The 26,825-nt window shown below is 70.9% G+C and carries 28 protein-coding genes; 19 read left to right on the forward strand and 9 right to left on the reverse strand.

All coding sequences use genetic code 11. The features are described from left to right. Positions 1-31: 31 nt before the first annotated feature. The 5 genes from GPA04_RS14580 to GPA04_RS14600 form a co-directional block, all read right to left on the reverse strand. Positions 32-583, reverse strand: a complete 552-nt coding sequence (locus GPA04_RS14580; RefSeq protein WP_156224900.1) for a DciA family protein — start codon at positions 581-583, stop codon at positions 32-34. Continuing rightward, entirely contained in the window at positions 573-1,733 is a 1,161-nt protein-coding gene (recF, locus tag GPA04_RS14585; RefSeq protein ID WP_156224901.1) for a DNA replication/repair protein RecF, read from the reverse strand. The genes GPA04_RS14580 and recF overlap by 11 nt, the downstream gene beginning before the upstream one ends. 148 nt (positions 1,734-1,881) lie before the next feature. Continuing rightward, positions 1,882-2,781, reverse strand: a complete 900-nt coding sequence (gene gnd / locus GPA04_RS14590) for a phosphogluconate dehydrogenase (NAD(+)-dependent, decarboxylating) (RefSeq protein ID WP_156224902.1) — start codon at positions 2,779-2,781, stop codon at positions 1,882-1,884. A gap of 53 nt (positions 2,782-2,834) precedes the next feature. Further along, the gene (gene dnaN / locus GPA04_RS14595) at positions 2,835-3,968 is read right to left on the reverse strand and encodes a DNA polymerase III subunit beta (protein ID WP_156224903.1); all 1,134 of its coding nucleotides are present in this window, start codon (positions 3,966-3,968) and stop codon (positions 2,835-2,837) included. Positions 3,969-4,451: 483 nt separating this feature from the next. Then, on the reverse strand, positions 4,452-5,060 hold the full coding sequence (locus tag GPA04_RS14600; RefSeq protein WP_156224904.1) for a CGNR zinc finger domain-containing protein: 609 nt from the start codon (positions 5,058-5,060) through the stop codon (positions 4,452-4,454). A 99-nt stretch (positions 5,061-5,159) separates the two neighbouring features. Here GPA04_RS14600 and GPA04_RS14605 point away from each other — a divergent pair, with 99 nt between their 5' ends. After that, positions 5,160-6,341: a multidrug effflux MFS transporter gene (locus GPA04_RS14605; RefSeq protein WP_162458623.1), complete on the forward strand. Its 1,182-nt coding sequence runs from the start codon at positions 5,160-5,162 to the stop codon at positions 6,339-6,341. 31 nt (positions 6,342-6,372) lie between these two features. Here GPA04_RS14605 and dnaA read toward each other — a convergent pair whose 3' ends face one another. Beyond that, positions 6,373-7,824 (reverse strand): chromosomal replication initiator protein DnaA, encoded by a 1,452-nt coding sequence (gene dnaA, locus GPA04_RS14610; protein WP_241680818.1) that lies wholly within the window; start codon positions 7,822-7,824, stop codon positions 6,373-6,375. A gap of 446 nt (positions 7,825-8,270) precedes the next feature. On the opposite strand from dnaA, the gene rpmH reads away from it, so the two are divergent. The 6 genes from rpmH to rsmG are packed head-to-tail and all read left to right on the forward strand — an operon-like array spanning position 8,271 to position 11,567. Continuing rightward, on the forward strand, positions 8,271-8,408 hold the full coding sequence (gene rpmH / locus GPA04_RS14615; RefSeq protein ID WP_156224907.1) for a 50S ribosomal protein L34: 138 nt from the start codon (positions 8,271-8,273) through the stop codon (positions 8,406-8,408). Between the two features lie 9 nt (positions 8,409-8,417). Next, on the forward strand, positions 8,418-8,804 hold the full coding sequence (gene rnpA, locus GPA04_RS14620) for a ribonuclease P protein component (RefSeq protein WP_156224908.1): 387 nt from the start codon (positions 8,418-8,420) through the stop codon (positions 8,802-8,804). After that, on the forward strand, positions 8,801-9,145 hold the full coding sequence (yidD, locus tag GPA04_RS14625; protein WP_156224909.1) for a membrane protein insertion efficiency factor YidD: 345 nt from the start codon (positions 8,801-8,803) through the stop codon (positions 9,143-9,145). Before rnpA ends, yidD begins: the two co-directional genes overlap by 4 nt. Before the next feature lie 30 nt (positions 9,146-9,175). Further along, entirely contained in the window at positions 9,176-10,330 is a 1,155-nt protein-coding gene (gene yidC / locus GPA04_RS14630; protein WP_156224910.1) for a membrane protein insertase YidC, read from the forward strand. An 8-nt stretch (positions 10,331-10,338) separates the two neighbouring features. Continuing rightward, positions 10,339-10,908, forward strand: a complete 570-nt coding sequence (locus tag GPA04_RS14635; RefSeq protein WP_156224911.1) for a Jag family protein — start codon at positions 10,339-10,341, stop codon at positions 10,906-10,908. A 14-nt stretch (positions 10,909-10,922) separates the two neighbouring features. Continuing rightward, on the forward strand, positions 10,923-11,567 hold the full coding sequence (gene rsmG / locus GPA04_RS14640) for a 16S rRNA (guanine(527)-N(7))-methyltransferase RsmG (protein WP_156224912.1): 645 nt from the start codon (positions 10,923-10,925) through the stop codon (positions 11,565-11,567). A gap of 9 nt (positions 11,568-11,576) precedes the next feature. Here rsmG and GPA04_RS14645 read toward each other — a convergent pair whose 3' ends face one another. Further along, on the reverse strand, positions 11,577-12,617 hold the full coding sequence (locus GPA04_RS14645; protein WP_156224913.1) for a class I SAM-dependent methyltransferase: 1,041 nt from the start codon (positions 12,615-12,617) through the stop codon (positions 11,577-11,579). 152 nt (positions 12,618-12,769) lie between these two features. Between GPA04_RS14645 and GPA04_RS14650 the strand changes: the two genes are divergently transcribed. Then, entirely contained in the window at positions 12,770-13,264 is a 495-nt protein-coding gene (locus GPA04_RS14650) for a GNAT family N-acetyltransferase (RefSeq protein WP_156224914.1), read from the forward strand. Here the strand turns inward: GPA04_RS14650 and GPA04_RS14655 are convergent. Then, positions 13,249-13,965, reverse strand: coding sequence for a GntR family transcriptional regulator (locus GPA04_RS14655; protein WP_241680820.1), 717 nt, complete (start codon positions 13,963-13,965; stop codon positions 13,249-13,251). The two genes, GPA04_RS14650 and GPA04_RS14655, sit on opposite strands and share 16 nt — an antisense overlap. A 199-nt stretch (positions 13,966-14,164) precedes the next feature. Between GPA04_RS14655 and GPA04_RS14660 the strand changes: the two genes are divergently transcribed. Genes GPA04_RS14660 through GPA04_RS14685 form a run of 6 tightly spaced genes read left to right on the forward strand, consistent with a single transcriptional unit; the run spans position 14,165 to position 20,912 of the window. Continuing rightward, positions 14,165-15,898: a GH39 family glycosyl hydrolase gene (locus GPA04_RS14660; protein ID WP_241680821.1), complete on the forward strand. Its 1,734-nt coding sequence runs from the start codon at positions 14,165-14,167 to the stop codon at positions 15,896-15,898. Beyond that, on the forward strand, positions 15,898-16,740 hold the full coding sequence (locus GPA04_RS14665; protein ID WP_156224917.1) for an aldo/keto reductase: 843 nt from the start codon (positions 15,898-15,900) through the stop codon (positions 16,738-16,740). The genes GPA04_RS14660 and GPA04_RS14665 overlap by 1 nt, the downstream gene beginning before the upstream one ends. A 23-nt stretch (positions 16,741-16,763) precedes the next feature. Then, positions 16,764-17,759, forward strand: a complete 996-nt coding sequence (locus GPA04_RS14670) for a carbohydrate ABC transporter permease (protein ID WP_156224918.1) — start codon at positions 16,764-16,766, stop codon at positions 17,757-17,759. After that, on the forward strand, positions 17,756-18,619 hold the full coding sequence (locus GPA04_RS14675) for a carbohydrate ABC transporter permease (protein ID WP_156224919.1): 864 nt from the start codon (positions 17,756-17,758) through the stop codon (positions 18,617-18,619). Before GPA04_RS14670 ends, GPA04_RS14675 begins: the two co-directional genes overlap by 4 nt. Before the next feature lie 47 nt (positions 18,620-18,666). Beyond that, positions 18,667-20,118, forward strand: coding sequence for an ABC transporter substrate-binding protein (locus tag GPA04_RS14680; RefSeq protein ID WP_156224920.1), 1,452 nt, complete (start codon positions 18,667-18,669; stop codon positions 20,116-20,118). A 26-nt stretch (positions 20,119-20,144) separates the two neighbouring features. Then, entirely contained in the window at positions 20,145-20,912 is a 768-nt protein-coding gene (locus GPA04_RS14685; protein ID WP_156224921.1) for an SDR family NAD(P)-dependent oxidoreductase, read from the forward strand. Positions 20,913-20,929: 17 nt separating this feature from the next. On the opposite strand, the gene GPA04_RS14690 is transcribed toward GPA04_RS14685, so the two are convergent. Further along, positions 20,930-21,658, reverse strand: coding sequence for a FadR/GntR family transcriptional regulator (locus GPA04_RS14690; RefSeq protein ID WP_156224922.1), 729 nt, complete (start codon positions 21,656-21,658; stop codon positions 20,930-20,932). Positions 21,659-21,926: 268 nt separating this feature from the next. Between GPA04_RS14690 and GPA04_RS14695 the strand changes: the two genes are divergently transcribed. Genes GPA04_RS14695 through GPA04_RS14715 form a run of 5 tightly spaced genes read left to right on the forward strand, consistent with a single transcriptional unit; the run spans position 21,927 to position 26,817 of the window. Then, on the forward strand, positions 21,927-22,925 hold the full coding sequence (locus tag GPA04_RS14695) for a 3-hydroxyacyl-CoA dehydrogenase family protein (RefSeq protein ID WP_156224923.1): 999 nt from the start codon (positions 21,927-21,929) through the stop codon (positions 22,923-22,925). Beyond that, on the forward strand, positions 22,922-23,872 hold the full coding sequence (locus GPA04_RS14700) for a sugar phosphate isomerase/epimerase family protein (RefSeq protein ID WP_156224924.1): 951 nt from the start codon (positions 22,922-22,924) through the stop codon (positions 23,870-23,872). The genes GPA04_RS14695 and GPA04_RS14700 overlap by 4 nt, the downstream gene beginning before the upstream one ends. Continuing rightward, positions 23,869-25,575, forward strand: a complete 1,707-nt coding sequence (locus tag GPA04_RS14705) for a dihydroxyacetone kinase family protein (protein WP_156224925.1) — start codon at positions 23,869-23,871, stop codon at positions 25,573-25,575. The genes GPA04_RS14700 and GPA04_RS14705 overlap by 4 nt, the downstream gene beginning before the upstream one ends. Then, on the forward strand, positions 25,572-26,069 hold the full coding sequence (locus GPA04_RS14710; protein WP_277754313.1) for a ribose-5-phosphate isomerase: 498 nt from the start codon (positions 25,572-25,574) through the stop codon (positions 26,067-26,069). Before GPA04_RS14705 ends, GPA04_RS14710 begins: the two co-directional genes overlap by 4 nt. After that, entirely contained in the window at positions 26,062-26,817 is a 756-nt protein-coding gene (locus GPA04_RS14715; protein WP_277754314.1) for a triose-phosphate isomerase, read from the forward strand. Before GPA04_RS14710 ends, GPA04_RS14715 begins: the two co-directional genes overlap by 8 nt. Positions 26,818-26,825: the final 8 nt, after the last annotated feature.

The following is a 26,825-nucleotide window of genomic DNA, read 5'->3' on the forward strand; positions in this document are numbered from 1 at the left end:
GTCCGGGGCGAGGAGGAGTCGCACGCCGCGACTACCCGTAGGTGTCGCGCGGGCCGCGGCCGCGCACCGACCGCGGCCCCTTGCGCCAGGTGGGTCCGCCGGGCCCGAGCACCTGGATCGAGGTGACGGCACCCTCGCCGATCTCCTCGGCCAGCCGCCGCTCCAGCTGCGGCAGCAGCAGCTTGATCTGTGTGGCCCAGGCCGTGGAGTCTGCGCGCACCACGAGCGCGCCCTCCTCGAAGGTCTCGGGAACGCAGTGGTCCGCGATCGCCTCGCCGACCACTTCCCGCCAACGCCCCACCACGCCGCCGACCTGCAACGAGCGGCCCCATCCGAGCTGCGCGCTGAGCTGCTCCATCGTGCTGGCCACCGGCTGGGGGTCGCGGCCGGCGCCGTGCACCACACCGGGCGCGTGGTCCCCCAACGGGCGGCGCCTGCGCGGTCCCGGCTGCCCGGGGGTCAGCCCCTTCTTGCGGGCCCCGTCCCGTGCACGCGCCAGCGCGAGCCGGGCAGCCTCGTCGGCCGCGTCGCGACCATCGCTCGACGGCGGTTCCGCACCCGTCCCGGGTGGCTCAGTCGCCACGGGTGACCTTGCCGTCCGCGACGTCCAGCCGGACGCCGGTGAGCGTGGCCGGGACGTCCTGCGGCACCGCCGCCGTGATCAGCACCTGCTCGGCCGGCGCGACCAGCTCGGCCAGCCGCTCCCGGCGCCGGGTGTCGAGCTCGGCGAACACGTCGTCGAGGATGAGCACGGGCTCGCCGTCGCCGTCCCAGGATCCTTCCCCCTTGAGCAGCTCGTAGGACGCCAGCCGCAGCGCGAGCGCGAACGACCACGACTCGCCGTGGCTCGCGTACCCCTTCGCCGGCAGCCCGCCAAGGGTGAGCTCCACGTCGTCACGATGCGGACCGACCAGGCTCACGCCACGTTCGATCTCGCGGGCCCGCAACCGACCCATCGCCTCCAGCAGCTTCGCCTCGACGGCATCGGGCTGCGTCAGCTCCTCCTCGGCGACCTGGTCGTCGCCGCCGCTGCTCAGGCTCGCCCGGTAGGACACCTCGGCCGTGCCCTGGCCACCACTGACCTGCTCGTAGGCGTGCTGCACGTGCGGGCGCAGGTCCCGCAGCAGCCGGACCCGCCCCGCCAGCAGCTGCGCTCCGGTCGCGGCAGCCTTGGCATCCCAGACGTCGAGGGTGCGGATGTCGCCGTCGGATCCCGCGCGGCGGGCTGCTCCGGCCGTCTTGAGCAGGGCGTTCCGCTGCTTCACCACCCGCTCGTAGTCGCTGCGGACGCCCGCCATCCGCGGACCGAGCAGCGTCAGGAGGTCGTCGCAGAACCGGCGCCGGCCATCCGGGTCACCCTTGATCAGGGCGAGGTCCTCGGGTGCGAAGAGCACGCAGCGGAGCTGGCCCAGCAGCTCGCGCGGCCTGGTGGGGCTGCGGTTCAGCCTGGCTCGGTTCGCCCTGCCCGCCACGATCTCGAGCTCCAGCAGGTTCGAGCGACCGCCGCGCTGTACCTTCGCCTGCACGATCGCGCGCTCGGCGCCGGCCCGCACCAACGCCGCGTCACCGGCCACCCGGTGGGAGGAGAACGTCGACAGGTAAGCGATCGACTCGACCAGGTTGGTCTTGCCCTGCCCGTTCTGCCCCACGAACGCGGTGATCCCCGCCTCGAGGGAGATCACCACCTCGCGGTAGGACCGGAAATCGGTGAGTGCCAGGTCCGAGACGTACATGCTCAGCCGGCCTCTGCCGTCGAGCCCAGCTCGCCGAGATCGGACGTCGACGGCGAGATCGGACCGCAGACAGATCGATCTCGCCGTGCATGTCCGATCTCGAGCCGCTCGAACCGACGGGACGGACCGTGGGACGCCGAGGGGCTCCTCATCCGTCGGCGGAGCGTTCCACGGCGTGCCCGCCGAACTGCTCGCGCAGCGCGGCCACCGCCTTCATCGCGGGGGAGTCCTCCTGCCGGCTGTCGAAGCGCGCGAACAGGGACGCCGCGATCACCGGAGCCGGGACCGCGAGGTCGATCGCCTCCTGCACGGTCCAGCGGCCCTCGCCCGAGTCGGCGACGTAGCCCTTGATCTCGGACAGGTCGTCATCCTCGTTGAGCGCCTTGACCAGCAGCTCCAGCAGCCAGGACCGCACCACGGTGCCGCGCTGCCACGCCTGGAAGACCTTGCTGACGTCGGTGAGCAGGTCGGTGCGGGCCGCGAGGATCTCGTAGCCCTCGGCGTAGGCCTGCATGATCCCGTACTCGATGCCGTTGTGAACCATCTTCGCGTAGTGGCCGGCGCCGACCGGGCCGGCGTGCACGAAGCCCTCCTCGCGCGGACCCTCCGGCCGCAGCGCGTCGAAGACCGGCATCAGCATCTCGATGACGGCGTCCGGCCCACCGACCATGAGGCCGTAGCCGTTCTCACGCCCCCACACGCCACCGGAGACCCCGGCGTCGACGTAGGAGATGCCGCGCGCGGACAGCTCGGCGCCGCGGCGGATGTCATCGTTGAAGTTGGAGTTGCCGCCGTCGATGATCACGTCGCCCTGAGTGAGGCGGCCGGCGACGTCGGTGACCACCGCCTCGGTGATCTCGCCCGCCGGCACCATCACCCACACGACCTTCGGGGCGTCGTCGGGCAGTGCCGAGACGAGCTCGGCGATCGACGGGACGTCGGTGACGTCAGGGTTCTGGTCGTACCCCGTGACCTCCACGCCCGCGGCGCGCAGCCGCTCCCGCATGTTGCCGCCCATCCGTCCGAGTCCGATCAGACCGATGTGCATGGCGGTGCTCCTCAGGGCTCGACGGCGGTGGGTTCAGGTTGGTTCGTGCGCGCTCAGCTCGCGAACCGGATGGGCTGGAGCAGGTAGCGGAACGTGTCGGCGGAGTCCGGGCTGTCGCCGCCGCCCTCCTGCTGACCGCTCATGACCGCGGGCTTGGTCGGGTGGGTGAAGGACAGCCGGGTGAAGGGGGCGCCGAGCGCACCGAGGCCGTCCAGCAGGTACTGCGGGTTGAACGCCGTGGTGATCTCCTCGCCCACGAGCACCGACTCCAGCGCCTCCGACGCCTGCGCGTCATCGCCCTGGCCCGCCTCGAGCACCACCTGGCCGTCGGTGAACGTCAGTCGGATCGGGGTGTTGCGCTCGGCCACGAGCGCGACGCGCTTGGCGGCCTCGATCAGGGCGGCGGAGTTGGTGACGGTGTGCGTGGTCGTCTGCTCCGGGAACAGGCGACGCACCGGCGGGTACTCGCCGTCGACGAGGAGCGAGGTGGTGTGGCGGCCGCCGGCCTCGAAGCCGATGATGTCCGCGCTCTCGGCGAGGGAGATCTCGATGGTGCCGGCCGAGGTCAGCGAGCGGGCGACGTCGGAGAGCGTGCGGGCGCGGACCAGCGCCTGACGCTCGATCGTGGGTGACTGCGGGCGCCAGGTCATCTCCCGCATCGCGAGGCGGTAGCGGTCGGTCGCGAGCAGCGTGAGCTTCTCGCCGTTGATCTCGACCTTGACGCCGGTGAGCAGCGGGAGCGTCTCGTCGCGGCCGGCGGCGATCGTGACCTGCCCGATCGCGGCCGCGAACTCCTCGGCGTCGACGGCACCGGCGAGCGCAGGCATCTCCGGCAGCGAGGGGTAGTCCTCGACCGGCATCGTCAGCAGCGTGAACCGGGACGAACCACAGGTGACGGTGACCCGGGTGCCCTCCAGGACGACGTCGACGGGCTTCGCCGGCAGCGCCCGGGAGATCTCCGCGAGCAGCCGCCCGGAGACGAGCACCGAGCCGGGGGTCTCGACCTCGGCGGCGACCTCGGACCGGGCCGAGACCTCGTAGTCGAACGTCGAGAGCGTCAGTGCGCCGTCGGCAGCTGCCTCGATCCGGACCCCGGCGAGCACGGGGGCCGGCGGGCGGGTCGGCAGGGTGCGCGCGGTCCAGGTGACGGCCTCGGCCAGGACATCGCGCTCGACCCTGAACTTCACTGTGCCGACCTCTCGTTGCGTTCACTCGTTCGTGAGGCAGGCGCCAAGAGGCCCCTGCCGTGGGACCCCGAGCATAGTGCGGGGCGCTGGCGCGATGTGCCCTCGTCCTCAGCAATCTTCAGCACGGGGCCAGGAGTGCTTTGTTGGTTGTTCACACCCTGATCGATTGAGAAGTCCCGTGTTCGTCATCGGTGGTGTGGAACATGTGGGCAACCGGCGTCGTCGCAGGTGGCAACGGCGCGCCGGGTGTGGATCCAGCTGGGCGTCAGCCTGTGTCGGAGCGTTGTCATTCGTGGACGGGCCGTTTTTCCCCCGGCTCTGTCCACGGATCGGCGACCGTCGTCCACGGCTCTCGAGATCTTGTCCACCGTTGTCCACAGGTCCATGCACATCTGTGCGTTTCCGGTGATCAGCGGGGCTGGTGACACGCCTGTGACATAAGGAACTCACCGAACGGCCGCGAGCTCGCGCGCCGACGGCGACCTATCCGCGGCCCGTTCGCCTCGCGTAGGCGCGCTTCATCTTGACGTGGTTGCCGCACCCCGCCATCGAGCACCAGCGCCGGGTCTGGTTGCGCGAGGTGTCGTAGAACGCCCAGAGGCAGCTGTGGCGGGCGCAGATCTTGAGCCGCGACCATCCGCCGGCCTCCCGCGTCTGGCGCACGGCATCGAGGATGCCGCTGATCGCCCGGGCGAAGGGCGCGTCCCCGGTCGGCAGCGTGCGAACCGTGTCCACGGTGATCTCGACGCGCATGGGCAGGTCGCCGAGCGCGCGGTTCATGGCGCCGATCACCGCGTGGCGCTCGGCGGCCACGGCTTTCTGGTCAGCAGCGTCCGCGGGCTCGGGCGTGTGTGAGCGCAGGACCTCGCGCAGTCCTTCGCGGATCGCCGTGGCCGCCGCGAGGTCGTGCTCGTCGAGGCGTGCGTCGGCGTCGAGCAGGCCGCGCCCCGCCATCCAGCCCCGCAGCGCCGCGGGGGTGTCGAGGCTCTCGTCGCCGATCTGGCGCTCGAGGGTGTTGAGGAAGTCGCGAATCAGACGCGCGGGCTCCGGGACGTCCGCTTCGCGGTCGAGAGGTTCGGTGTGCACCGGCATGCAACCAGCATAGGGCCTTGACAGGTGTGAAAGCCGGCGGCAGAGTAACGATATGACACCACTAACAAGGTTTGACCGGTGTTGACGACGAGGCGCACCGTGGCGACCAGGACACGGCCGCCGGTCGTGGTGCTCGGGCTTCTCGCAGCGCTCGGCCCGCTCTCGATCGACCTGTACCTCCCGGCCTTCCCGCAGCTGCGGGACGAGCTGGGTGCCTCCGACTCGATGGTGCAGCTGACGCTGGCGGGGATGACGGTCGGCCTCGCCCTGGGCGAGCTGACGGTCGGGACGTGGAGCGATCGTGTCGGCCGACGGCGGCCGCTGCTCCTCGCCACCGCCGTCCATGTGCTGGCCACCCTCGCGTGCGCGTTCGCCCCGACGGTCGAGGTCCTCGCCGCGTCCCGCGTCGTCCAGGGCGTCGGCGCCGCCGGCAGCGCCGTGCTCGTTCTCGCGATGGTGCGAGATACCACGGAGGGTCGCGGTCTCGTCGTGCTGGTGTCGCGGGTGACCCTGGTCACCACCACCGTGCCGCTGCTCGCACCTGTCGCAGGTGCCGCGCTGCTGCCCCACGTCGGGTGGCGGGGGATCTTCGTCGTGCTCGCCGCGGCGTCGCTGCTCGTGCTCGTGGCCACCGCGGCCCTCACCCCGGAGACGCGCCCGCCCTCGGACGCCCCGCTCGAGCTGCGTGAACGCGTGCAGGCGGTGCTGCGCGACCCGGGTTTCCGCCGCGGCGCGCTGGTGCTCAGCATGACCTACGCGAGCGTCTACGCCTACGTCGCCGCGTCGCCTCTGCTCCTGCAGGACGTGTACGGCCTCGAGCCGGGCAGCTATGCGATCGTCTTCCTGATTAACTCGCTCGGACTCGTCGCCGGCGTGCAGCTCAGTGCGGTGCTCGCGCGTCGCGCGGCGACCACGCGCGTCGTGGCGGGGTTCGCCTCGGTTGCCGTCCTGTCGGCAGCCGCCATCGTCCCGTTGCAGTCAGCGGGCACCGGGCTGGCGGGTCTGCTGCCCTGCCTGTGGCTGTTCGTCGCCGCGTGCGGCGGGTGCTTCGCCGGAGCCACCGCGATCGCGCTCGATCATCAGGGCGGACAGCCCGGTACGGCCACCTCGCTGCTGGGGTTCTCCTCGTTCGCGGCCGCGGGCGTCATCTCTCCGATCGCCGGTTTCGTCGGCGTGACGTCAGCGGCGCCGGTGGCGGCCGTGCTGCTCGGGACGTCGCTCACGATGCTGCTGGGCATGGCGTGGACGATCGCTCGGCAGCGTCGCGACACAGCACCGTGACCCGCCGCCGCACGCCGGGCGAGCCGCCGGGTCAGGCGCGCTGCTGCTGCTTGATGCGGTTCGTCAGCTCGGTGACCTGGTTGAACGTCGTTCGACGCTCGGCCATCTGCTGACGGATCTTCCGGTTCGCGTGCATCACGGTGGTGTGGTCGCGACCGCCGAACAGCTGGCCGATCTTGGGCAGCGACAGCTCGGTGAGCTCGCGGCACAGGTACATCGCGATCTGGCGGGCGTTGACGAGCACCCTGGAGCGGTCGGCGCTGCACAACGCCTCGATCGTGACGCCGAAGTAGTTGGCGGTCTGACCCATGATCACCGACGGCGTGATCTCGGCACCCTCGTTGTCGGTGATCAGGTCCTTGAGGACCATCTCGGCGAGCGCGAGGTCCACCGACTGCTGGTTGAGGTTGGCGAACGCGGTCACGCGGATCAGCGCACCCTCGAGCTCGCGGATGTTGCTGGAGATCTTCGACGCGATGTACTCGAGCACCTCGGGCGGGGTCTGCAGGTCCTCGGCACCCTCCTTCTTGCGGAGGATCGCGATGCGGGTCTCGAGGTCTGGGGGCTTGACGTCGGTGAGCAGGCCCCACTCGAACCGGGACCGCATCCGGTCGTGGAAGCCGTCGAGCGCCTTCGGCGGCTGGTCCGAGGTGATCACGACCTGCTTGCGGTCGTTGTGCAGGGTGTTGAACGTGTGGAAGAACTCCTCCATCGTCTGTTCCTTGCCCTGCAGGAACTGGATGTCGTCGATGAGGAGGACGTCGACCTCGCGGTAGCGGCGCTGGAACGCCTCGGCCTTGTCGTCGCGGATCGAGTTGATGAAGTCGTTGGTGAACTCCTCCGAGTTCACGTACCGCACCCGCACCCCGGGGTAGAGGTTCATGGCGTAGTGCCCGATCGCGTGGAGCAGGTGGGTCTTGCCCAGACCGGACTGGCCGTAGATGAACAGCGGGTTGTACGCCTTCGCCGGCGCCTCGGCCACCGCGGTCGCAGCCGCGTGCGCGAACCGGTTGGAGGAACCGATCACGAACGTGTCGAAGGTGTAGTTCGGGTTCAGCCGCGCGTTGGGGTCGACGCCGACGCCGTCGATCCGGTTCTCGGCCCGCGGTTCGAAGCGGCTCTCGTGGCGGCCGAGCTGACGACCGTCGTACCGGTTCTCGGGCAGCTTCGGCGGCACGATCTTGGGCGCCGGCGGGGGCGGGTCCGGAGGGGCGTTGTCCTCGAGCGAGGGGTCGACCGTGACCGCGACCTTGACGTTGCGGATCAGCGCGTCCGAGAGCGCGGAGGTGATCGACTCCCGCGCCCGGGTCTCGATGAACTCCTTGGCGAACTCGCTCGGGACGGCGAGGAGGATGGTGTCGTCGATGACACCGAGGGGCTTCGTCAGCCGGATGAAGCCCAGCTGGGCGCCGGTGACCTCACCGCGGTCCTGGAGGATGTCGACCGCACGGGCCCAGCCCTGAGCCAGAGCCTCGGAATCCACAGGTTCGACTGACAACCGGCCTACCCTCATCGCGGTTGTGAACACGGGGTCCACAACACTGTCCACAGACTGTGGGAAGAGCTCCACAGTCCTCTTGCACCGGCAGCGGCCTGCCCGTATGCGCTGAGCGGCCATGCTAACGCCGCGTGGTTGTCCACATGTCCCGGTCGGATGGACGGGATGATCGAGCGGTGCCGAGCGGTGCAGGCAGGGGCCCGACGGCGAGGCTGGGCGGGCCGTGGATCGGCGCCCACGCACGGGTTTGACCAGGAACCGTGGCGTCACCTATCCTTGTGCGGTTGTGTGCCGGGCGCCTGGTGCCCGCGGTGCCACCCGAACCTCTGGTCCGGATCACCGCGCTCGGCCCGCCGCACATGACATCGAGACCTCTTCGCCGGTCAGTCGTTCCTGGCTGCCAGCGCCACCCGAGCAACACGGAGACTGACGTGAGCAAGCGGACCTTCCAGCCGAACAACCGCAAGCGCGCCAAGGTGCACGGCTTCCGTCTGCGCATGCGCACCCGCGCCGGCCGCGCCATCCTGGCCGCGCGCCGCCGCAAGGGCCGCGCCGAGATCTCCGCCTGAGCGGCACCGGTGCTGCCAGCGCGGCACCGGATGCGGCACAGCGGCGACTTCGCCCGGACCATCCGATCGGGTAGTCGGGCCGGAGGGCACCACCTCGTGGTGCACCTGCTGCTGGCCGACCCCGAGCGAGACGTCCCCACCCCCGCCGAACCGGCGCGGGTGGGTTTCGTCGTCTCCAAGGCCGTGGGCAACGCCGTCCGGCGCAACCTCGTGAAGCGCCGGCTGCGGGCGATCGTGAGCGACCGGTTGGGCGAGCTCCCCGACGGTGCTCTCGCCGTCGTGCGCGCCCTGCCCGCCTCGGCGGGCGCGAGTCATGCGGAACTGCTGACCGCCGTCGACCGTTCGATCGATGTGGCAATCCAGCGCCAGCGCAGCCCGCGGCGGGTCCGGGCATGACCGAGGAGGTCAAGCCCTCCGTGCCCGCGCGGCTGCTCGCCGGCGCGGTGCGCGGCTACCAGCTGATCGTGTCGCCGTGGTTCGCGCCGCGGTGCCGGTACTACCCGAGCTGCTCGGCCTACGCGATCGGCGCGCTGCGGACCCACGGTGCGATCCGCGGCACGGGCCTCGCTGTGTGGCGGGTGCTCCGCTGCAACCCGTGGTCGCACGGCGGTGTCGACCACGTGCCGCCGCGGCGGGGCGAGAGCGCGAGCCAGCCGCAGCAGCACACCCACGAGAACAGGGCCACGGCGAAAGGCCGTACCCTCGGTAGCCGGACCTCGCGCCAGGCCCAGGCCTGAGCGCGCTCATCGAGACGACGAAAAGACCTCATGGACTGGTTTGACGGGATCCTCTACCCCCTGAAGTGGGTGGTGGCCTGGATCATGGTCGGCGCCCACAACGTGCTCACGTTCCTGGGTATGCCCGGCGACGGCGGCTGGACCTGGCTGCTCTCGATCGTGGCGCTGGTGGTCGTGATCCGGATCCTGCTGATCCCGCTGTTCGTGCGGCAGATCAAGGCCTCCCGGGGCATGCAGCTGGTGCAGCCGGAGATCCAGAAGCTGCAGAAGAAGTACAAGGGCAAGACCGACCCCGCGTCGCGTCAGGCCATGCAGCAGGAGATGATGGCGATCTACAAGGACCACGGCACCTCGCCGTTCGCGTCCTGCCTGCCGCTGCTGGCGCAGATGCCGATCTTCTTCGCGCTGTTCCGCGTGCTCTACTCGCTGGGGCCGCTCTCCGTCGGCGGGTACGGGCGTCCCTCGATCGGTCCGCTGACGCAGGAGCTCGCGCTGCAGATCGAGCAGTCCTCCATCTTCGGTGCCTCGCTGTCGGACACGTTCCTGCGCTCGGACGTGCTGAGCGTGAAGATCATCTGTGCCGTGCTGGTCGTGATGATGAGCGCGTCCACGCTGTTCACGCAGCGGCAGCTGACGATGAAGAACATGCCGCAGGCCGCGCTCGACAACCCGATGGCGCGCCAGCAGCGGATCCTCATGTACATCCTGCCGCTGGTGTTCGCGTTCTCCGGCGTCAACTTCCCGATCGGTGTCCTCGTCTACTGGACCACCTCCAACCTCTGGTCGATGGGCCAGCAGTGGTGGGTCATCCGCAACAACCCGACGCCCGGGTCCGAGGCCGCGCGCGTCTACGAGGAGCGCAAGGCTCGCAAGGCCGCCCGCAAGGGCGGCGGCGCCGCACTCGAGGACGGCGATGGCGCCACCGGCACCACCGTGCTCGAGGACGAGCCGCAGGTCCGCCAGCGGGTGCAGCCCAAGAAGGCGCCGCGCAGCAAGCGCCGCCCGGGCGGGCAGTCCGCCAGCAACCCCGTGCCGGCGTTCGGCACCCAGCCCGAGCCCGCGGCCGCCGCACCCGAGGACAGTGCTCTCGAGGACGGCGCCCTCGAGGACGCCCCGCTCGAGGACGACGCCACCACCACCAAGCCACCGACGGGCAAGAAGAAGCCCAAGAAGCCGAAGAAGTGAGCTCCGACATGACCGAGACCGACACCGAGACCCCCGTCCCCGGCGGCGCGGAGAACGACGCCACGGACGCCGTCGCCGACAAGCCTGCGGGCGAGGGCGAGGACACCAGCCGCCTCGAGGCCGAGGGCGACATCGCCGCGGACTACCTCGAGGAGCTTCTCGACATCGCCGACATCGACGGCGACATCGACATCGACATCGACCACGGCCGCGCCGCCGTCGAGATCGTCAGCGAGGAAGACGGCGGCCGCGGGCTGCGGCGTCTCGTGGGTGACGACGGCGAGGTGCTCGACGCTCTTCAGGAGCTGACCCGGCTCGCGGTGCAGGCGCGGACCGGGGACCGGTCGCGCCTCATGCTCGACATCGCCGGCCACCGCCAGGCCCGGCGGAACGCCCTCACCGAGCTCGCCAACGAGGCGATCGCGCAGGTGCAGACGGGCAACCAGGACGTCAGCCTGCAGGCGATGAACCCGTTCGAGCGCAAGGTCGTCCACGACGCCGTCGCCGCCGCCGGTCTCGTCAGCGACTCCGAGGGTGTCGAGCCGAACCGCCGCGTGGTCATCCGCGCCCGGTCCTGATCCCCAGGGCACCGATGGGTGAGGTGACCGAGCCGAGCGACGTCGTCGAGGACGACCCTCGGAGCAGGGAGATCCTCGGCCAGGGCTACGAGGGCGCCGCCGTCTTTGCGAGGATGCTCGCCGCCGAGGGTGAGCTCCGCGGGCTGATCGGCCCGCGGGAGCTGCCGCGGCTGTGGCGCCGCCACGTGGTCAACAGCGCCGCCGTGGCGCCCTACCTGCCGGAGTCGGGCTCCGTGATCGACGTCGGGTCCGGTGCGGGGCTGCCCGGCATCGTGCTCGCGCTGATGCGCCCCGACCTGCAGATCCACCTCGTGGAGCCGATGCAGCGCCGGGTGGCGTGGCTGACCGAGGTCGGCGAGCGGCTCGAGCTGGGCAACGTCGTCGTGCACGGCGAGCGTGCCGAGGACCTGCACGGCGAGCTGGTGGCCGAGGCCGTGACGGCGCGCGCGGTCGCGGCGCTCGACAAGCTCGCGCGCTGGACCATGCCGATGGTGCGCATGGGCGGGGCGCTGCTGGCGATGAAGGGCCAGCGCGCGGCCGAGGAGGTCACGCAGGCCGGCACGGTGCTCCGGGGCTTCGGTGTCACCTCGGTGACGGTCCACGACGTCGATCTCTACGACGACGGCGACCTCACCCGGGTGGTCGAGGTCCGGCGGTAGCCACCCCCGCTACCGCAGCAGCTGGTAGAACCGCCACAGGTCGTGCTCGATCGGCAGCACCTCGACGTCGGAGAAACCTGCCGCCGTCGCGTAGCCGCGCAGCGTCTCGGGGCGCATGACCGTGCCGGTCGCGACCGACCCGGGGTGCGACATCGAGTCGGGCAGGCAGATCAGCACCGACCAGCCGTAGAGCAGCTGCTCGATCTCGTCACCGCTGCCGGTGAAGGCGTCGGTGGTGCGCTCGTCCATGACGAGCACGACGCCGTCCTCCGCGGTGCGCGCACGCATCTCGCCCAGCAGCGGCACCGGATCCGACACGTCGTGGACGCACTCCAGCGCCATCGCCAGGTCGTAGCGCACCCCCTCGGGGAGTGTGGCGGGGTCGGTGTGGAAGGTGACACGATCGCTCACCCCGGCCTCCGCGGCGTGGTTGCGGGCGGCCTGGATCGAGGCGTCGTCGATGTCGAGGGCGTCGACGTGGGCGCTCGGCCACCGGGTCGCGACGGCGATGCTCGCCCAGCCCTCCCCGCACCCGACCTCGAGAACCCGGCCGCCGCCGTCGAGCCGGTCGCTGAGACCGGCCACGCTCGGGAGCCACTCCGCGGTGAGCGGCCCGAGGAACCAGGGCCGGTTGCCCGCGGCCTGAGCCGTCCGCATCAGCGGACCGTAGACCGACCACGGCACGCCGCCGCCGGTGCGGAACGCCGTCGTGATCGCCTCGGTCTGGGCGGCAGCGGCGGTCATGAGATCGGCGAGCGGTGCCAGATACGTGAGGTCGCCGGCGTCGACCAGCACCGGCGCGTGCTCGGCCGGCAGAGCGAAGGTGCCGTCGCGGTGCTCGAGGATCCCTGCCACCGACTGCTGCTCGAGCCACTCGCGCGCGTACCGGGGTGCGATGCCTGCCAGCTCGGCGAGCTGGTCGGGTGCGAGCGGGCCGCGGTCGTGCAGCACGCGGTACAGCCCGAGCTGGTGACCGATCGAGATCGTGACGACGTCGATCAGACCGAGCGCGGAGGCGACGAGACGGTCGGCGAGGTGGGCGGTGTCCATGACGGTCCTCAGGTCCGAGGGTGCTCGGACGTCGGCGTCCGGAGGCAGCTCGCGGGGGGCGGCGCGGGCGTGGACACGCTACGCCTGCGACACCGGCTTCCGCATCGTCAATAGCGCAACCCGTCAGGTAACGGCGGCAGTAACCTGCCGTGGTGAGCCTCTTGCTCCGTCCCGCCACGGCCGCCGATGTCGACGCCGTCGCCCGCATCTGGGGTGAGGGCTGGCCGGACGGCCACCTCGGCCACGTCCCGGACGCGCTCGTGGCCGTTCGCACGCCGGACAGCTTCGCGGCGCGGGTGCGGGTGGCCGACAGCCTCGTCGCGGAGCTCGACGGCGTCGTTGTGGGGTTCACGATGCTGGCCGCCGACGAGGTCGAGCAGGTCTACGTCGACCGCTCGGCGCGGGGTGGTGGGGTCGCCGGGCGGTTGCTCGCTGCCGCGGCCGACCGCGTCGCCGCTGCCGGGCACGAGAGCGCGTGGCTCGCCGTCGTGCCGGGCAACGCGCGCGCCCGTCGGTTCTACGAGCGGGAGGGCTGGACCGACGAAGGCGCGTTCACGCATGCCGTGCCTGTGCCCGGTGGCACGGTCGACGTGCTCTGCCACCGCCTCACGCTCGCGCTGCCGCGGCCCGGTCAGCGCGAGCGGTGACGCCGCGCGGTCGGGATCTCGGAACGGTGGGGCAGGTCGAGCTGTGACAGCCGCGTGTAGGCACCGCTGAGGTGACTCGCGGCCGCGGCGCGTGCGTGCGCCGGGTCGCCGCTGCAGAGCGCATCCCGCAGCTGGTTGTGCTCGGGGAACCCGACGGTGGGGAAGTCGGGGAAGTTGACGTTGCGGGTGTAGAGGAAGAACGAGACCTGGCTGCGGATCGAGCGCCACACCCGGCGCAGGCGCTCGTGGTCGGCGGCCTCGTACATGACGTCGTGGAACGAGAGGTCCAGGCGGACCGCCTCCTGCGGCTCCACCGACCCCGAGGTGACCTTCATCGCGGCGAGGATGCGGTCGAGCTCGGCGATGTGCTCGGCCGTCATCCGGGTGGCCGCGCGCTCGGCGGCCAGCACCTCGATGGCCTCCCGCAACGTGTGGACCTCATCGACGTCCTCGGTGGTGAGCACCGACACGAACGCCCCGCGGTGGCGGCGGATCTCGATCGCGCCCTCCGCCTCGAGCATCGCGAGCGCCTCGCGGATGGGCCCCCGGCTGACGTCGAGCTCCTCGGCGAGCTCGGTCTCGCGCAGATGCTCGCCGGGGGCGAGCAGCCCGGTCGCCAGGCGGTCGCGCAGGACCTGCACCACATACTCCGACAGGGACGTGCGCGGTGGCCCGTCGGCACTGCTGATCACTGGCTCCACCGAGCGCTCCCCCTCTGTGTCGGACTGGTTCATGGTGCCGGGCACCGACCGTTCTGGCCAGTGGCGGCGCCCCTGGATTCCCAGAGTAACCGCGAGTGTAGATCGCCGACAGCAAACTGTTGACAATCTGCAAGCGACGTGGAAAGTTAACGCTCACATCGGCACCCCGTGCCCAGACACCTCGAAGGAGAGGCCGAACGTGACTTCGTCCACGTCCGTCAACCCCGGCATCGCGAACGACAGGAAGTCGGCGTTCCCGCGCTCGGCTCCGAGCGATCCCAGCGCCCCCCATGTCCGCACCGCACGCGTGAGCGTGGACGCCGGTGCTGATCGCGGCCCGCTCGCGCGGCTGTGGGAGAGCGTCGGCTTCGACGAGATCAACTGGACCTACACCGCGACCGGACGGGCGCTGCTGCGCTCCTTCGGCGAGCTCACCGACACCGGCTACCACGTGCGGCCGCACTACGTGTTCTGCTCCGGGAACGGCTTCGGGGTCCCGCACTGGGGCAACGGGAACGTCTACCACGAGGACGCCGACGGCAACCCGTACTACGACTTCACGATCGTCGACCAGGTGTACGACGCGATCGTCGAGGCGGGTCACCACGTGCTCGTGGAGCTGGCCTTCACGCCGCGGGCGCTGCTGCCCGAGGAGGCCGACGAGTACACGGTGCCCTCCAGCCCCACGACCTACTCGGCGTACGAGCACGGAGCGTGGTCGTACCCGCCGAAGGACTACGAGCGCTGGGGCGGTCTGGTGGCCGCGCTCGTCCAGCACTCCGTCGAGCGCTACGGGCTCGACGAGGTGCAGACGTGGCAGTGGGAGCTGTGGAACGAGCCGGACATCTTCTACTGGCGCGGCACCCCGGAGCAGTTCTACGAGCTCTACTCGGTGACGGCGCGCGCGGTGCGTTCGGTGATCCCCGACGCCAAGGTGGGCGGGCCGGCGGTGACCGGTGCCGGCGTGGACTTCATGCGCGGCTTCCTGGCGCACACGCTCGCCCACGGCGACCCGATCGACTTCGTCTCGTTCCACACCAAGGGCTCGGCGTTCACGCCGTGGCGCGAGTACGGCCCCACCGGCGGCGGTCCCTCGGAGAAGCAGAACCCCTCCACGCACAAGATGCTCTTCGAGGTGCGCCGGCTGCTGCGTGTGGTCGAGGAGTTCCCCGAGTACCACGACCTGCCGGCGCTGGTCGACGAGTGCGACGCCGGCGTGCCCGCGCACTACGGGTTCTACGACAACGCGAACTTCGCCTTCCAGAACACCGAGTACTACCCGGTGTTCCAGGTGAAGCTGATGAAGAAGCTGCTCGACCTCAACGAGGCCGAGACCGTGCAGATCGAGCAGGCCACCTCGTGGAGCTGGTACTTCGAGGGCGAGCGGTACTTCGAGGGCACGCGCGCCTTCCTCACCGCCGGCGGTATCGAGAAGCCGCTGCTCAACGCCTACCGGGCGCTGGCCCACCTGGGCCCGAACCGCATCGAGGCCACCTCGGACGCGGCGCACCCCGTGAGCGCGCTCGACGACGCGATCGCCACGGGCGCGAGCATGCCGGAGGAGGTCGACGTGCTGGCGTCCCGGTCCGAGGAGGGCGCCGTCTCCGTGCTCGTCTGGCGCCACACCGACGACCAGTACCAGGTGGACGAGGAGTCCGCCGTGGTGACGGTCTCGATCACCGGGCTCACCGACGGCGAGCACGTGCTGCGCCACCACCGGATCGATGCCGACCACAGCAACGCCCACACGGTCTGGGCCTCGCTCGGGTCGCCGCAGCTCCCCACCGAGGAGCAGCTGGCCGAGATCAAGGCGCGTCAGGGGCTCGAGGAGCTCGAGGCCGAGCAGCGGGTCTCGGTGACCGGCGGCACGCTCGAGCTGACCGTCGACCTGCCGCTGCCCGCGGTGTCGTTGCTCACGGTGGAGCCGGCCTGATGACCCGTCTGGAGACCACCGTGACCCTGCGGGGTGGCGCCGAGATCCCGCAGGTCGGGCTCGGGGTGTTCCAGGTGCCGCCGGAGCAGGCGCAGCAGGTGGTGGAGGAGGCGTTGGCGGTGGGCTACCGCCACGTCGACACCGCCGCGGCCTACGTCAACGAGTCCGGGGTCGGGGCGGGGCTGCGCGCCGCCGGCGTGCCCCGTGAGGAGGTGTTCGTCACCAGCAAGCTCCGCAACGGGGACCAGGGGTACGACGCCACGCTGCGGGCCTATGACGACACCCTCGAACGACTGGGCGTCGACGCGCTCGACCTGTACCTGATCCACTGGCCGAACCCGGCAGCCGGGCTCTGGCAGGACAGCTGGCGTGCGCTCGAGACGCTGCTCGAGTCCTCGCGCGTGCGAGCGATCGGGGTCTCCAACTTCCTGGTGGAGCACCTGCAGGAGCTGGCGTCGTTCGCGACGCACCTCCCCGCCGTCAACCAGATCGAGGTCCACCCGGCGTTCCAGCAGCGCGAGGTGATCGCCGAGTGCGAGCGGCGAGAGATCGTCGTCGAGGCCTACTCACCGCTGGGTCAGGGTGCCGCTCTCGAGAGCTCGGTGGTCCGCGAGATCGCCACGGCGCACGAGGTGACCCCCGCGCAGGTGGTGCTGGCCTGGCACGTGCAGCAGGGTCGCGTGGTCATCCCCAAGACCACCTCCCGCGAGCGGATGGTCAGCAACGCTGACCTCGGCGGGCTCGACCTCGGTGCCGAGGAGCTGCGCGCGATCGACTTTCTCGAGACCGGCGAGCGGCTCGGCAACGACCCTCGCACGTTCGCCCTGTCCCAGATCCGCTGACCCCAGACCGAGGAGGAAGCTCGATGGCGAGTCCATCCTTGATCGCCGACGCGGCGACCGGGAAGGCCGTGGGTAAGACCGGCCGCGCCCGTTCCCGCCGTGCCGAGCAACGTCCCGGGCAGCGCGCCCGGGAGCGCCGCAGGAACCTGTGGATCTACGTGTTCCTGCTGCCCACGTTCGTGCTGTACGGCATGTACACGCTCTACCCGATGGTCGCCAGCTACTGGTACTCGCTGGTGCGGTGGAACGGTTTCACGGCCGACCAGCAGTTCGTGGGGCTGGACAACTACGAGAAGGTCTTCGCCGACCCGCAGTTCTGGAACTCGGTCAAGGTCACGCTCGTCTTCATGCTGATCGTGGCGCCGCTGCGGGTGTTCGGCGCGTTCGCGCTGGCGATCCTGCTCAACTCCCCGAGGCTGCCGTTCACCGGGTTCTTCCGCACCGTGTACTTCATCCCGGTCGTGACCACGACGGCGATCGTCGGCGTGGTGATGCGCTTCATCTTCGACCCGGCCAGCGGCCCGGTCGCCGGGGTGCTGAGCCTGTTCGGTGCCGGCCCGGTGGACCTGCTCGGTTCGTCGTCGACGGCGTTGTGGACGGCGGGCATCGTCTATGTCTGGAAGTTCTTCGGCATCACGCTGATCTACTGGTTGGCCGCGCTGCAGACCATCCCCAAGGATCTGTACGAGGCAGCGCGGATCGACGGCGCGGGACCGTTCGGCGTGTTCCGGTACATCACGCTGCCGATGCTGATCCCGTTCCTGCTGATCATCTCGGTGCTCACGGTCGAGGACTGCTTCCACGCCTTCGACCTGATGCAGACGATGACCGCCGGTGGCCCGTTCTTCAGCACCGAGATCGTGGAGATCTACATCTACCGGTTCGCCTTCGCCGCCTCGATCCCCCAGCTGGGGCACGCGTCGGCGGCAGCGGTCCTGTTCGGGCTGCTGGTGCTGGTCGTGGTCATGCTCCAGGCGTGGGCCACGGTGGCCTCCCGACGGTCGGCGGCGAGGATATGAGCGCCACGACGACGCAGCGTCCCCGCGCCCGGGTGTCGCGGCGTGCGAGCTGGTGGCTGCTGGCCCTGGTGCTGCTCCTGATCGCGTTCGTCTGGGTGTACCCGTTCCTGTGGATGGCCTCGGCGTCGCTGAAGACCTCCGGCGAGGTGTTCTCGGGCGGGCTCAGCCTGATCCCGGAGATCCTGCAGTGGGAGAACTACGCCCGGGCCTGGGAGGACGGCAACTTCAAGGTCTACGTCCTCAACACGGTGATCGTCACGGTCGCGACCGTGGTCATCGTGGTGGCCCGCTGCGCGCTGGCCGGCTACGTGCTCGGGCGCTACAAGTTCCCCGGCTCCCGGGTCATCATCGCGATCCTGGTGGCCACGCTGTTCGTGCCCACCGGGTACACGATCATCCCGATCGTCAAGCTCTCGCTCGAGCTCGGTCTGCTCGACCAGCACAGCGGCATGATCCTGGCGCTGGCCGGCGGTGCCAACGTGGCATCGATCCTCATCTACGCCGGGTACTTCCGCGGCATGCCGGCTGAGCTCGAGGAAGCAGCGATCGTGGACGGCGCGGGATTCTTCCGCACCTTCTTCCGGATCATGCTGCCGCTGTCGATGCCGGTCACGGCCACGGTGGCGATCCTGACGTTCCTGTTCACGTGGAACGCGTTCTTCCTGCCCCTGGTGTTCTCCTTCAGCAACCCGGCACTGCGCACCGTGAGCGTGGGCATGCAGGCGTTCGTGGGCGAGAACTCCACCGACTGGCCCGGCATGGCCGCAGCTGGGGTCATCTCCATGCTGCCGATCGTCGTGCTCTACGCCTTCATGCAGCGCTACTTCGTCGAAGGCATCGCCGGCGCCGTCAAGTCCTGACAGCCCCGTCCCCCATCACCCACCCGGAACTCAACGAGGAGATCGAGATGACGCGTATCAACCGCCGCCACTTCATGGGCGGCGTCGGAATGGTCGGACTGACCGGCTTGCTCGCCGCCTGCGGCGGCGAGAGCGCACCGCCGAACCCCGGTGGCACCGGTGGCGGCGGTGGCGGCGGAGGCGGTGAGGGCGGCACCTTCACCTGGTGGGACCACTTCGGTGGCCTGCAGGACCTGCACACCCAGTGGGCCGCCGACGAGGCCGAGCGCCTGGGGATCACCATCGAGTACACCTACAACGAGCCCGGCAAGGCCACCGAGGCGCTGCAGCTCGCCAACCAGGCGAACTCGCTGCCGGACATCTACTCCAACGTGGTGGGGCTGCCGCTGCCCGCGCTGGTCGAGGCCGGCTGGCTGAGCCCGATCACGCTCTCGGACGAGGCGCTCGCGCGGCTCCCCGAGGACGCGTTCACCGACGGCATCACCCGGCTCGACGGCCAGATCTACGGGCTGCCCGCGCTCTCCGACCGGCAGTACTGGGGGTGCACCTGGTTCAACTCGGTGATCGCCGAGGAGATCGGGTTCGAGGGTCCGAAGAGCTACGACGAGCTGCTGGCGGCACTCAAGCTCATCGCTGACGACGGCACGTACTCCCCGATGACCCTCGCCCTCGGCGCCGCCGGCCGCACGCGCGACCAGGTCGACGACCTCGCGCAGGCGGGCGGGTTCCCGGGATGGCAGGGTCTGCGGTACGACACCGGTGAGTACGAGTACCACCACGACAGCTACCTCAACGCGATCGAGCTCCTCAAGGAGATCTCGGACAACGGCTGGCTGCTGCCCGGGACCAACTCCTTCCAGGTCCCCGACGCGCGTGGCCGCTGGGCCGCCGGCGAGATCGGGTTCTTCATCGACGGGCCGTGGTCGCCCGGTGGCGTCCGTGCGCTGAACGCCGAGCACGTGGAGCGGATGGCCACCTCGGGTGAGCTCACGCCCGACGGCGAGGAGCTCGTGATCACCCGTGGCGCGCCGGCGCCCACCTGGTTCGTCTCGGGGTCGACCGCCGACGCCGAGATCGCCAGCCAGATCATCGAGACCTTCACGCAGGACGACTACCAGGCGGCGCTCGCGGCCGCGATGGACCAGCCCCCGCTGAACCTGGACATCGTCGCCGAGGCGGACGTCATCGAGCCCTACGCCTGGTTGGTGGAGGACTTCAAGAAGCGCGTCTTCCGCGCCCCGCAGCCCCAGGTGCGCAAGATCGAGGTGACCGAGGTCCAGGCACGCCAGACCCCGCCGTCGACCGATCTCGGCGCGATCGTCCAGGGGTACCTGGGCGGCGACATCAGCGACGTCCGGGCCGAGCTGGTCAAGCTCAGCGACGCCTTCTCCGCAGCACTGGACACCGCGATCGACGAAGCGGTCGCCGACGGGGTCGACGTCAGCCGGGCGGACTGGGAGTTCGCCGACTGGCAGCGCGGCACCGACTACACGTACTGACGGATCGAGAAGGCGGAGGACGGCGGATGGGCACATTTCCTGGAGAGCGCACCGCGATCGTGACCGGTGCCGCGTCGTTGCGCGGCATCGGGCGGGCGGCGGCTGCTCGGCTGGCCCGTGAGGGATGGTCGCTCGGGTTGCTCGACATCGACGGCGACGAGGTGGCGGCTCTGGCCGCGGCGCTGGCGTCCGAGCACGGGGTCGAGGCCCTGGGCCTGGGCGTCGACGTGGCGGACGCGGCAGCGGTGCGGGTGGCCGTGGAGGAGCTCGGGAGGCGGCTGCCGCCGATCGTCGGGCTGGCCAACGTGGCCGGTGTCAGCTCGCCCACGCCCTACCTTGAGCTGCCCGAGGGCGAGTGGGAGCGGGTGATGCGGGTCAACCTCGACGGTGTCCATCACGTGACGCGGTGCGCCGCGGAGGCGATGGTGCGTGCGGCCGTGGGGCGGATCGTCTCGATCTCCTCGGTGTCGGCGCAACGGGGTGGCGGGACGTACTCCAAGACGCCGTACTCGGTGGCGAAGGCCGGTGTGATCGGGTTGACCCGGGCGCTGGCGCGCGAGCTGGGTCCGCACGGCATCACGGTCAACGCGATCGCGCCGGGTCCGATCGACACCGACATCATGGGCGGCACCCTCACCGAGGAGCGCAAGGCCATCATGGCGGCCGATCTGCTGGTCGGTCGGGTGGGGACGGTCGATGACATCGCGGCCGCCATCACCTTCCTGCTGGGTGAGGAGTCCGGCTACATCACCGGGCACACGCTCAACGTCGACGGCGGGATGTACATGCACTAGCCCCGACGGGGCGGGGTTCAGCCGAAGGACCTGAGGAGATCACGGCGGGTGGTGGCGAGGTGCTTGCGCATCGCACGGGCAGCACCGGCGGCATCACGCGCGGTGATCTTCTCCAGGATCAGCCGGTGCTCGTCGAGGAGATCCCCGAGATCCGGCGTTCCCTGCAGGTATCCGTGCAGGCTCTTGAGCCGACCGACCCGCAGCGGGTCGGCCATGCCCTCGACGAGGAGGCTGATCATGCGGTTGCCGCTCGCCTCGGTGATGCCGTGATGGAACCGCATGTCGGCGGCCGTGAAGGTCTCCTCGTCGGTGGCGTCGGTCATCGCCTGCAGATCGGCGGCGAGGCTGTCGATCTGCGGCGGTGTGGCGTTGCGCGCCGCGAGCTCGGCGGCGTGCACCTCGATGGCCAGACGCACCTCGAGGAGCTCCAGCAGGCCGCCGGCGTCACGGCGGACCGACGAGGAGAAGAAGTCACGCAGCTGGGTCGCGTTGGTCGCCGTGACGACCGGGCGGCGACCGTGGCTGACCTCGACCAGACCGCGGGCCGCCAGCGAGCGCACGCCTTCCCGCACCGTCAGCCGGCTGACCTTGAGCTGTATCGCGAGCTCGGCCTCGGAGGGCAGCGAGTCGCCCGCGGCGTAGCTGCCGTCGAAGATCAGCTCCTCCAGGTGCGCCACCACGGCGTCCGAGGCGGTGCGCGGCTGCGTGCGCTCGGGCCGGTCCGGGTCAGCCGGGGTCGTCGCCATGTCCTCATCGTGCCAGAAGCGGGCGCCGAACTGTGCTGATGAGTCGACGCGCAGGTGGGGCGGCCGGGGTCGGGTCGAGCGCGCCCGGCGCGGGACGATCGCCGATCGCGCCGTGCAGCGCCGATATGGACCATCCGGCCGTGGCGGTTCCGACTGCGACGTCGTCGATTCCGGCCCGGACCCCTGGCTCTCGCCGCCGTGCCGCGCTAGGCTCGTGCCAACTCGTCAGATGAGTTCAGGCTCACCCACCGAAGAGAGAGCACAACGGATGATCGAGAAGATCGAGCGGGTCGCCGTCGTCGGCGCCGGCTACATGGGCACCGGGATCGCGCAGCGGCTGGCAGGCGCGGGGATCACCGTGACCCTCACCGACGCCACCCTCGAGCTGGCCGAGGCGGGTCGCCTCCGTGCGCTGGCCGACGTGGCGCGCGACGTCCAGGCCGGTCTGCTGCCTCCCGGGACCACCGAGGTGGTCGAGGCCAACCTGAGCGCCGCGGCCACGCTCGAGGACGCGGTGCGCGACGCCGACTTCATCGAGGAGGTCGTGCCGGAGGTGCTCGAGATCAAGCGCGACGTGCTCGCCCGGATCTCCGCCGTCGCCCGTCCCGACGCGATCATCGGGTCCAACACCTCCACGATCCCGGTGCGCCGGATGGCGGACGCCGTCGAGCGCCCGGAGCGGTTCCTCGTCGTGCACTGGAGCAACCCCGCGCACCTCGTGCCCGGGGTCGAGCTCGTGGTCGGCGAAGACACGGACCGCGCGGTGCTGCCGCTGGTCAAGACGCTGCTCGCGCAAGCCGACTGGGTGGGTGCCGTGGTGGGCGATGCACCCGGGTTCGTGCTCAACCGGCTGCAGTTCGCGCTGGTGCGCGAGGCGCTGCTGCTGGTCAGCGAGGGCCACGCCACCGCTGAGGACGTCGACACCGTGCTACGCACCACGCTCGGGTTCCGGATGCCGTTCATCCCCCCGATCACGATGCTCGACATGGCCGGCCTCGACATCTACGACAAGTGCTACGGGCTGCTCGAGGCCGAGCTGGGGCCGCGGTTCTCGGCGCCGGCCGTGCTCACCGAGGCCGTGGCCGCGGGTCGCTACGGCATGAAGAACGGCCAGGGCCTGTTCCGCGACTACCCGCCCGAGACGCTCGAGGAGATCGCCGCCTGGCGCGCACGGGCGTACACGGGCATGAGCCGGCTGCTCGCCGACCTCGGCCCGATGCCCGGCAGCACCCCGTCCGCCCCCGACACCGAGGAGAGCCCCGCATGAACCAGCGCACCGCCGACACCTGGCCGATCGGTGTAGGGCTGCCCCAGCTGGCGGGCACCACGCGCGACGGCCGTGACGTGACCGCCGTGGGGCCCGAGGCCTGGCGGCCGGCGTTCCACGAGGTCGCCGCGGCCGGCTTCACCGAGATCGACCTGTTCACCTCCCACATCCGGATCTCGGATCTCGACGCCGAGGGCCGCGCCGCGTTGCTGCGCACCCTGGACGAGTACGGGCTCCGGATCAGCGCCGTGCCGCTGGCACGGCGCAGCATCATCGACGCCGACCCGGAGCGCGCCGCCGCCAACCTGCAGTTCGCGCTCGACGTCGTGCGCGCCGCCGGCGAGCTGGGCGTCGAGCTCGTCTGCCTCGGGCTCCACCAGCCGCTCACGCAGGCGCAGCAGGAGGCGCACTGGTTCTGGCTCGCCCAGGGCGAGGAGGACCCGGACGACCCCGCGGTCTGGGCGGCCGCCGTCGAGGGCTTCCAGAAGATCGGCGAGGAGGCGGCGCGAGCCGGCGTCGAGATCTCGCTCGAGATGTACGAGGGGACCTACCTCGGGACGTCGGAGAGCTCGGTGCGGCTCAAGACCGACATCGGGCTCGCCAACGTCGGGCTGTGCCCCGACATCGGCAACATCGTGCGCCTGCACCGGCCGGTCGAGGACTGGCGGACGATGCTCGAGGTGATGCTCCCGCACACCAACTACTGGCAGCTCAAGAACTACCTGCGTGACCACGACCCCGCGACCGGGGCGTACTTCTCGGCGCCCGCGCCGCTCGAGAGCGGCTTCATCAATTACCGCGAGGCGATCGGGATGGCTCTCGAGGCCGGTTTCGACGGCCCGATGTGCGTCGAGCACTACGGTGGAGACGGGCTCAGCGTCTCGGCCACGAACCGCGACTACATCCGCCGCATCCTGCGCGCCAAGCTGGAGGCTCCTGCATCATGACGCACCTCGTGAACGACCCGAAGAAGTTCGCCGCCGATGTCCTCGCGGGGTTCGTGCGGGCGCATGCGGACCGGGTGATGGCGGTGCACGGTGGCGCCGTGCGGGCCACCGAGACCCCGCAGGGCGAGGTCGCCCTGGTGCTGGGAGGCGGCTCCGGCCACTACCCCGCGTTCGCCGGCTGGATCGGTGAGGGCATGGCGCACGGGGCGGTGTGCGGGAACATCTTCGCCTCCCCCTCGGCGTCGCAGGCGGCGTCGGTGGCGCGGGCGGCACACGCCGGCGGCGGGGTGCTGTTCGGGTTCGGCAACTACGCCGGTGACGTGCTGCAGTTCAGCCGTGCGATCGAGATGCTCGCGAAGGAGGGCATCGAGGCGCGGATCCTCACCGTGACCGACGACATCGCCTCCTCGGACACGCACGCCGAGCGGCGCGGCATCGCCGGTGACCTGCCGGTGTTCAAGATCGCCGGGGCGGCTGCGGCGCAGGGGTGGTCGCTCGACGACGTCGAGCGGGTGACCAAGCACGCCAACGACCGCACCTTCACGATCGGCGTTGCGATGTCCGGGTGCACGCTCCCGGGCGCCGACGCGCCGCTGTTCGAGGTCGCGGAGGGTGCTCTGGCGATCGGTCTGGGCATCCACGGCGAGCCGGGCCTGAGCGAGGTGCCGCTGGGCTCGGCGCAGGACGTGGCCGACGACCTGGTGGACCGGCTGCTGGCCGCGTTCCCGGAGGACCGCGGCTCGCGGGTGGCGATCCTCGTCAACGGGCTCGGATCGACCACCTACGAGGAGCAGTTCGTGGTGTTCGCGCGGGTGGCCGAGCGGTTCGAGGCGGAAGGCTTCACCCTGGTGGAGCCCGAGGTCGGCGAGCACGTCACCAGCCTGGACATGGCCGGGCTGTCCGTCACCGCGACCCTGCTGGACGACGAGCTCGAGCAGCTGTGGCGCGCGCCGGTCGACACCCCCGCGTTCCGGCGGGGCTCGTTCGCCTCGACGACGGCGGCCCCGCCGAGGCGGGCCGCGCTGCCCGCGCAGGTGGTCGCCGAGCGCTCGACCGGCTCGGAGGCGTCCCAGGCAGCGGCCGCGACGGCGCTCGGGCTTCTCGACGACGTGGTCGGAGTGCTCAAGGACCACGAGGCCGAGCTGGGTGCGCTGGACGCGGTGGCCGGTGACGGCGACCACGGGCAGGGCATGGTGCTCGGCGTGGTCGGTGCTGCCGACCGGGGCCACGAGGCGGTCGGTGCCGGCGTCGGGCTCGGGACGCTGCTGCGCGAGGTCGGCGAGGCCTGGGCCGAGAGCGCTGGGGGCACGTCCGGCGCGCTGTGGGGCGCCGCGCTCGTGGCCGCCGGCGAGCGGCTCGGCGACACGGACGCACCCACCCCCGGCGACATCGCCGAGGCGGTGAGCTCCGCCGTCGGGGCCATGAAGGAGATGGGCAAGGCCGAGCTCGGCGACAAGACGATGATGGACGCGGCGACCCCGTTCGCCGAGACGCTCACGGAGAAGGTCTCGGCGGGCGAGCCGCTCGAGGATGCGTGGGCGGCTGCGCTGCAGGTGGCCTCGGATGCGGCCGACGCGACCGCTGAGCTGCAGGCCAAGAAGGGGCGCGCGAAGACGCACGGCGACCACTCGGTCGGCCACGCCGACCCGGGTGCGATCTCGTTCGTGCTCGTGTGCAGAACATTCCACTCGAAGGAGTCATGACCATGGGACTGAGGATCGTCGTCGGCGCGGACAGCGCCGGATACGAGTACAAGACGGCGCTCAAGGCGGATCTGGAGGAATCGGACCTCGTGGCCGAGGTCGTCGACCTCGGCGTGGACTCAGGGGGGTCCACCGACTACCCGCACATCGCGGTCGCGGCCGCCAAGCGGGTGGCCGACGGCACGGCGGATCGTGCGCTGCTGGTGTGCGGGACCGGCCTCGGCGTGGCCATCTCCGCGAACAAGGTGCACGGCGTGCGTGCCGTGACGGCGCACGACTCGTACTCGGTCGAGCGGTCGGTGCTCTCGAACAACGCGCAGGTGCTGTGCTTCGGGCAGCGTGTCGTCGGGCTGGAGCTGGCACGCCGGCTCGCGGCCGAGTGGCTGACCTACGAGTTCGACCCGAGCTCCAGCTCCGGGCCGAAGGTGGCAGCGATCGAGGCGTACGACAGCGGCGACCTGCTCGCGGAGGCAGCGGAACAGCGCTGTGTCTGACGATGCCGGCCCGAGCGCGTGGATCGGCACCAGCTGGAAGATGACGAAGACGCTGGCGCAGGCGCGTGAGTACGCGCGGGTGCTGGCGGACGTCTCCTGGCCGAGCGGCGTGCAGCCGTTCGTGGTCCCGCCGGCCACGGCGATCGCCGCGGTGGCGGAGATCCTGCCGCCCGGCGGTCCGGTGCTCGTGGGTGCGCAGGACGCGCACTGGGAGGACGAGGGCGCCTGGACGGGTGAGATCTCGGTGCCGCAGGTGTGGGATGCCGGCGCGCGGCTGCTGGAGATCGGGCACTCGGAGCGGCGGGCGCACTTCGGCGAGACCGACGAGCGCGTGAACCTCAAGGTCCGCGCCGCGTTGCGACACGGGGTGCTGCCGCTGGTCTGCGTCGGCGAGGATGCCGAGCAGCGGGCAGCGGGTGCGGCGGTCGAGGTGGTGTCGTCGCAGGTCCGGGCGGCGCTGGCGGGGGTTCCGGAGACTGCGCGGGTCCTCCTGGCCTACGAGCCGGTGTGGGCGATCGGGAGCGGCGGCCGGCCGGCGTCGCCGGACGACATCGTGGACGTGGTCGCGGCGATCGCCGACCTGGGTGGCACCGCTCGCCCTGTGCTCTACGGCGGATCGGTGTCGTTGGACAACGCTGCCGCGCTGATGGCAGTGCCACGGGTGAACGGTCTGTTCGTCGGCCGCTCGGCCTGGCAGGTGGAGGGCTTCATCGCGCTCGCGGCGATCGTGGCTGAGTGTTCCACGTGAAACCCACC

This window comes from Pseudactinotalea suaedae, from assembly GCF_009733815.1.
Lineage (GTDB): Bacteria > Actinomycetota > Actinomycetes > Actinomycetales > Beutenbergiaceae > Pseudactinotalea > Pseudactinotalea suaedae.